We start from the raw sequence: 6,000 nt of genomic DNA, 5'->3' as shown, positions 1-6,000 counted from the left end.
GGGTATCCACCACCGCCAGCAGACGGCAGCGGGGGGCCAGGGCTTCCATCTCCGCCGCCAGCTCGGCCAGGGAGAAACCCTGCGTCGGGAGAGACGGGGGCGCTGGTATCGCAGGGGGAGACCGCCCAGGCGCTGCTGCGGGCGGAGATGGGCGTGCAGGGACCGTCGGACCGTCTGCTGGACGGCCTGGATTTTTTGGAGCGGATGGCGGTGGGAGAATCGGCCCTGCTCTCCGGTCTGGGAGCGGATAACGGCGGGACGCTGTGGGTGGAGGACGGGGGGGAATCGCTGCCCATCGCCACCGGCGAGCCCCTGGAGGAGGAGACCGCGCCGCCGGCCACCACCACCGCGCCGGACAGCATCGTCCCCCGGACCCTGGCACCGGCCTCTGCGTCGGGCTATGTCTGCGCCGGCGGGCTGTATCTCTACAATACCACCGACCTGGAAGTGGATCTGGCGGCGGCGGTGTCCGCGCCGGTGGACATCCGGATGGAGGCCGCGGAGGAAGGACCCCAGATCCTCATCGTCCACACCCACGGTTCGGAGGCCTACACCCCCGACGGCGCCGACATCTACACCCCCAGCGACCAGAACGCCCGCACGCTGGACACCCAGTATAACGTGGTGCGGGTGGGCAACGAGATGAAGGAAGTATTTGAGGAGATGGGCCTTTCGGTGGTCCACGACGAGACCCTTTACGACTACCCCCAGTACAACGGGGCGTACAGCCGGTCGGGGGTGTCCATTTCGGCCTATCTGGAGCAGTACCCCACCATTTCCATCGTGCTGGATGTCCACCGGGACGCCCTGGTGGGAGAGGACGGCACGGTCTATAAGGCGGTGACCGAGATCGACGGCCAGCAGACCGCCCAGGTGATGCTGGTGTTGGGCAGCGGCAGCGAACACCCCAACTATCTGGAAAATCTGACCCTGGCCGCCCGCATCCAAAAGCGGCTGGATACCCTCTACCCCACCTTGGCCCGGCCCATGACCCTGCGGGGCTCGGTTTACAACCAGAATCTGACCCCCGGTTCCCTGCTGGTGGAGGTGGGCACCCACGGCAACACCCTGCAGGAGGCCCTGCGCGCCGCCCGGTACTTCGCCCAGGCCGCCGGCCAGGTGCTGCTGGAGCTGGAACAGTAAAGAGGCCGCATCATTCAAAAAGGACCCGACGCAGCTTTGTACAGCCTGTGTCGGGTCCTTTCACTTATGGATTATGGATTCATTTCCTTTTTCTCTGTCCGGCCCAAAATGTAATCCACGCTGACGCCGTAAAAGTCGGCCAAATCGCACAGCACCTGGGGAGGAACCATACGCTGCCCGCTTTCATAGTAGGCATAGGTCCTCTGGGGCACGTTGATGGCCTGCCCCACCTGGGCCTGGGTCAGATCGTGATCTTCCCGCAGGTCGCGGATTCTCTGATAGCGTTCCATCCTCATCACCGGAGCCAGTATAATTTAGAACAAAACGTTCTATTGGCATTTTGAACAAATTGTTCTAAATTATGCGAACAAGAGGTGAGAGAATGCCGGATTATAAGGAAATGTATTTCGCTTTATTTCGCGCTACGGAGCAAGCCATCCAGCTTCTCATTGCCGCCCAGCGGAAATGTGAAGAAGCGTATATAGAAGCTCCGGAAGAAAACCTAATTATTTTACCGAATGGTCAGAAAGAAGAGGAACAATAAAAAGGGTCAAATACCGACCCATTTTCCCCTCCGCGGAGCGGACCGCCCGGGGAATTGCAAAGGGGGATTTAGACCCCCTTTGCCCCCTTCTTTCAAAATGCGGCGATGGACGGCGGGCGACCACAAGGGTCGCCCCTACTCCATGGGTACCAACGGGGCGCACAGTGTGCGCCCCCTACTGGAAGAGCAACGTAGGGGCGCCATATATGGCGCCCGCCTGTCAAAGAAGTGGAACGCGGTGCAGGAGACGTCAAAGTACCTGCATGGAAGCGGGCGGCCACAAGGGCCGCCCCTACGAGGTGGAGCGGCGGGGTGATATGGATGTTACTTCCGACGCATGGAGCCCCCTGCGGGTAAAGGGAAACTGGGTGTCACTCGGTCAGCGAGAGAAGCACCGGGCAGTGGTCGCTGCCCATGACCTGGGTGAGGATCTGACTGTCCGCCACCCGGGGCATGAGCCGTTCCGAAACGATGAAATAGTCAATGCGCCACCCGGCGTTGTTGTCCCGGGCCCGGAAGCGGTAGCTCCACCAGGAGTAGACCCCGGTCACGTCGGGATAGAGCCGCCGGAAGGTGTCGGCAAAGCCGGCGGAGAGCAGCTCGGTCATCTTGCCCCGTTCCTGGTCGGAAAAGCCCGCGTTGCCCCGGTTGGCCTTGGGATTTTTGAGGTCGATCTCCTCATGGGCCACGTTCAGGTCGCCGCAGAGGATCACCGGCTTTTTCCCGTCCAGCCCCTGGAGATAGGCCCGGAAGGCGTCCTCCCACGCCATGCGGTAGTCGATGCGGGCCAGGCCCTGCTGGGCGTTGGGGGTGTAGCAGTTGACCAGATAAAACCCGTCAAATTCCGCCGTGATGACCCGCCCCTCCGTGTCGTGCTCCGGAATGCCGATGCCGTAAGTCACCGCCAGCGGCGGCACACGGGTAAAGAGCGCGGTGCCGGAATAGCCCTTTTTCACCGCGGAATTCCAAAAGATCTGGTAGCCGGGCAGGTCCAGCTCGATTTGATGGGGCTGAAGCTTGGTCTCCTGCAGGCAGACCACGTCGGCGTCGGCCGCCTGGAAAAAGTCCAAAAACCCCTTGCCGATGGCGGCCCTCAGGCCGTTCACGTTCCAGGAAATGAGCTTCAACGGTTCAGTCCTCCTTCAGCGCCCGGCCCAGATGGGGCAGGAAATCCAGTATCAGCGGGATATAGGTGGCCAAAAAGGTCACGACGGCCACCAGAGCGACCCATTTCCGGGCCTTTTTCCCCGTGGCCAGGCCCAGCAGCACGCCCATGGAGCAAAGGCACAGCTTGACCAGCCCCAGGTCCTTCCAGGTCATCTGGGCGATGTAGTCGTCCGCGGCGGAAAACAGTGTTTTCATAGGATTCCCTCCAATTGCAATAGCATTCGTTTCAGCTCCAACCCGCCGCCGTAGCCGGTGAGGGCGCCGCCGGCGCCGATCACCCGGTGGCAGGGGATGAAAATGGGGATGGGGTTGCGGTGGTTGGCCTGACCCACAGCCCGGGCGGCCTTGGGCGCGCCGATGTTCCGGGCGATCTGACCATAGGTGCGGGTCTCGCCCCAGGGGATGGCGGACAGCGCCGCCCACACCCGGCGCTGGAAGGGGGTGCCCGCCGGGCGGAGGGGAAGGTCAAAGACCCGCCTCCGTCCGGCCAGATAGTCCAACAGCTGTGCGCGTCCCCTTTCCAGCACCGGAGAGGCGCTCTCAGGGACGGCGGGGGCCCTCTGGCCGGGGAGGAACAGGCCGGTAATGGCCTCCCCCTCCCCCACCAGCGTCATGGTCCCCAGGGGGGTGGAGCAGGTGAGGCGCTCCATGCTCAGTACCGGCGGACCACCGCCACCACCTTGCCGATGATCTGGGCCTTGGTGCCGTCGATGGGCTCATAATCGGGGTTTTCCGGCATGAGCCAGATCTTGCCGCCCCGGCGGCGCAGGGTCTTGACCGTGGCCTCGTCCTCGAAAAGGGCCACGACGATCTGACCGCTGTGGGCTTCCGTCTGCTGGTGGACCACCACCAGGTCGCCGGGCAGGATACCGGCCCCCAGCATGGACTCGCCCCGGACCCGCAGGGCAAAGTATTCCTCCTCCTGCCCGCCGGTGTCAAAGGTGAGGTAATCCTCGATGCACTGCTCGGCCAGGATGGGCGCGCCGGCGGCCACGTTGCCCACCACCGGGATACGCTCCCGGCGTGCAGGGGCTTTGGGCGTGTCGGCGGCGGCGCGGCCGCCCGAGGCGGCCACCACCGTAATGGCGCGGGTCTTGCCCTCGGCTTTTTCGATGAGTCCGGCCCGCTCCAGACCCTTGAGGTGGAAATGGACGGTAGAGGGAGATTTCAGCCCCACCTGGGCGCCGATCTCCCGAACGGAGGGGGGATAACCGTGCTGGTTTTGAAAGGCGACGATAAAATCATAAACTTGCTGCTGTTTGGGTGTAATGGCCTTCATCAGGCGATGCCTCCTTCCGGTGGAATGAGTGAAGTTAGGGAGGTCCTGGTGCTATTATACCATACCGGGGAGAAAAATACAAACGATTGTTCTATAAAATGAGTCCCAAATTCAGCGCCGGAAATAGGCGCTTTCCCGGTATTGGATGGCCTCGGCCAGGTGGCGGACCTGGATGGTCTGGACGCCGTCCAGGTCGGCGATGGTGCGGGCCACCCTTAAAATACGGTCGTAGCTGCGGGCGGTGAGGCCCATACGCTGAAAGGCCCCCTCCATCACCGCCTGGCAGGTTGGGTCCAGGGCGCAGTGCTCCCCCATTTCCCGGGGGGACATATGGGCGTTGCAGTCGGGGCCATCCGGGCCGAAGCGTTGGGTCTGGACCGCCCGGGCGGCGTTGACCCGGGCTTTTATGGCGGCGGAGGACTCGGCCCGGGGCTTGGCGGACAGCTCCTCAAAGGTGAGGGCGGGCACCTCCACATAGAGGTCGATGCGGTCCAGCAGGGGCCCGGACAGCTTGCCCAGATAGCGGCGGACCTCCTGGGGGGAGCAGCGGCACCGTCCGCCGGGCTGACCGTACCACCCGCATTTACAGGGATTCATGGCGCACACCAGCATGAAGCGGCTGGGAAAGGTCTCGCTGGCGGCGGAGCGGGTGATGTGGACCACCCCCTCCTCCAGGGGCTGGCGGAGGACCTCCAGCACGTCCTTGTGGAATTCGGGCAACTCGTCCAGGAACAAAACGCCGTTGTGAGCCAGGGAGATTTCCCCCGGCTTTGGGATGGGGGAGCCGCCGCCGGCCATGCCGGTGGCGGAAATGCTGTGATGGGGGGCCCGGAAGGGCCGGAGAATGACCATGGGCATTTCCCGGGAGGTCAGACCCATGACGGAGTGGATCTCGGTGGACTCCAGGGCCTCCCGGGGGGAGAGGTCGGGTAAGATGGAGGGTAAGCGCCGGGCCAGCATGGACTTGCCCGACCCGGGCGGACCGATCATGGCGATGTTGTGCCCGCCGGCGGCGGCGATCTCCAGGGCGCGCTTAACCTGTTCCTGTCCCTTTACGTCGGCAAAATCGGGGCAGCACGCCGCCCCGGCGGCGGGCGTCCACCGCTCCGCCGGGGGGATCGGGGCGCGGCCTTGTAGATGATGGACTAACTGTGTCACATTTTCTACCGGGTAGACGGTGAGGCCGTCCCCAGCCAGGGTGGCCTCTGCGGCGGCGTCGGCGGGGACAAAGAGGGCTTTGATGCCCGCCCGCTTGGCGGCCAGGGCCATGGGGAGCATTCCGGCCACCGGACGGAGCGCGCCTCCCAGGGAGAGCTCCCCCACAAAGGCGGCGTCCGGGGGCGGCGGGGGGAGCTGTCCGCCGGCGGCCAGGATGCCGGTCAAAATGGGCAGGTCGTACACCGTACCCCCTTTCCGCCGGTCGGCGGGAGAGAGATTGACGGTGATGCGGGAGACGGGAAAGGAAAAGCCGCAGTTGCGGATGGCGGAGCGCACCCGGTCCCGGGCCTCCTTGACGGCGGCGTCGGGGAGGCCCACCACCTCAAAGGCGGGCAGGCCGTTGGACAGGTCGCACTCGGCCCGCACCTCGTATCCGTTGACCCCGCTCAGACCCAGCGAGCGTATCACACACAGCATAAAAGGACCTCCCTGTTTTTTACAGTTTCCGCCGCCCCGGCGGCGCGGAGACCGGCATGACGCCCGGACTCCGGGCCCCGCCGGAAACAAATGGCCCGGACTGGATACAGATGAAAAAATTTTGCCAAATATAGTATATTCGGACAAGAGAAAATGCGCAATACGCCGGAACGCAAAAAATAAAAAGCCCCTCCTTTGGCGGAGGCGACTAGAGGAGGAAAAATTTTTTCCC

General features: G+C 63.8%; 8 protein-coding genes. 2 read left to right on the top strand and 6 right to left on the bottom strand.

From position 1 onward, the window contains the following. On the top strand, window positions 1-1,143 hold a 1,143-nt coding region (gene spoIIP / locus H7U37_RS05850), incomplete at its 5' end, for a stage II sporulation protein P (protein ID WP_204874366.1). A gap of 71 nt (window positions 1,144-1,214) precedes the next feature. Here the strand turns inward: spoIIP and H7U37_RS05845 are convergent. Continuing rightward, the gene (locus H7U37_RS05845) at window positions 1,215-1,433 is read right to left on the bottom strand and encodes a helix-turn-helix domain-containing protein (protein WP_204874364.1); all 219 of its coding nucleotides are present in this window, start codon (window positions 1,431-1,433) and stop codon (window positions 1,215-1,217) included. Between the two features lie 92 nt (window positions 1,434-1,525). On the opposite strand from H7U37_RS05845, the gene H7U37_RS05840 reads away from it, so the two are divergent. Further along, window positions 1,526-1,687 carry a hypothetical protein gene (locus tag H7U37_RS05840; protein WP_204874362.1) on the top strand — a complete coding sequence of 54 codons (162 nt, stop codon included), beginning with the start codon at window positions 1,526-1,528 and terminating at the stop codon, window positions 1,685-1,687. 371 nt (window positions 1,688-2,058) lie between these two features. On the opposite strand, the gene H7U37_RS05835 is transcribed toward H7U37_RS05840, so the two are convergent. The 5 genes from H7U37_RS05835 to H7U37_RS05815 form a co-directional block, all read right to left on the bottom strand. Beyond that, on the bottom strand, window positions 2,059-2,814 hold the full coding sequence (locus tag H7U37_RS05835) for an exodeoxyribonuclease III (RefSeq protein ID WP_204874360.1): 756 nt from the start codon (window positions 2,812-2,814) through the stop codon (window positions 2,059-2,061). Between the two features lie 4 nt (window positions 2,815-2,818). Then, entirely contained in the window at window positions 2,819-3,049 is a 231-nt protein-coding gene (locus tag H7U37_RS05830) for a permease of phosphate ABC transporter (protein WP_204874358.1), read from the bottom strand. Next, complete coding sequence (locus tag H7U37_RS05825) at window positions 3,046-3,504, bottom strand: methylated-DNA--[protein]-cysteine S-methyltransferase (RefSeq protein WP_204874356.1); 459 nt, start codon at window positions 3,502-3,504, stop codon at window positions 3,046-3,048. Before H7U37_RS05825 ends, H7U37_RS05830 begins: the two co-directional genes overlap by 4 nt. Window positions 3,505-3,506: 2 nt before the next feature. Beyond that, the gene (gene lexA, locus H7U37_RS05820; protein WP_204874354.1) at window positions 3,507-4,133 is read right to left on the bottom strand and encodes a transcriptional repressor LexA; all 627 of its coding nucleotides are present in this window, start codon (window positions 4,131-4,133) and stop codon (window positions 3,507-3,509) included. 111 nt (window positions 4,134-4,244) lie between these two features. Then, window positions 4,245-5,768 (bottom strand): YifB family Mg chelatase-like AAA ATPase, encoded by a 1,524-nt coding sequence (locus tag H7U37_RS05815; RefSeq protein ID WP_204874353.1) that lies wholly within the window; start codon window positions 5,766-5,768, stop codon window positions 4,245-4,247. Window positions 5,769-6,000 lie beyond the last annotated feature (232 nt).

It is taken from the genome of Pseudoflavonifractor phocaeensis (genome assembly GCF_016901735.1).
In the GTDB taxonomy this organism is placed as follows: domain Bacteria; phylum Bacillota; class Clostridia; order Oscillospirales; family Oscillospiraceae; genus Pseudoflavonifractor_A.
This window is presented reverse-complemented; position numbering and strand designations above follow the sequence as displayed.

Coding starts and splice junctions, on each gene's coding strand:
- H7U37_RS05845 (WP_204874364.1), bottom strand. CDS start 1,433: ATGGAACGCTATCAGAGAATCCGCGACCTGCGGGAAGATCACGATCTG.
- H7U37_RS05840 (WP_204874362.1), top strand. CDS start 1,526: ATGCCGGATTATAAGGAAATGTATTTCGCTTTATTTCGCGCTACGGAG.
- H7U37_RS05830 (WP_204874358.1), bottom strand. CDS start 3,049: ATGAAAACACTGTTTTCCGCCGCGGACGACTACATCGCCCAGATGACC.
- H7U37_RS05825 (WP_204874356.1), bottom strand. CDS start 3,504: ATGGAGCGCCTCACCTGCTCCACCCCCCTGGGGACCATGACGCTGGTG.
- lexA (WP_204874354.1), bottom strand. CDS start 4,133: ATGAAGGCCATTACACCCAAACAGCAGCAAGTTTATGATTTTATCGTC.
- H7U37_RS05815 (WP_204874353.1), bottom strand. CDS start 5,768: ATGCTGTGTGTGATACGCTCGCTGGGTCTGAGCGGGGTCAACGGATAC.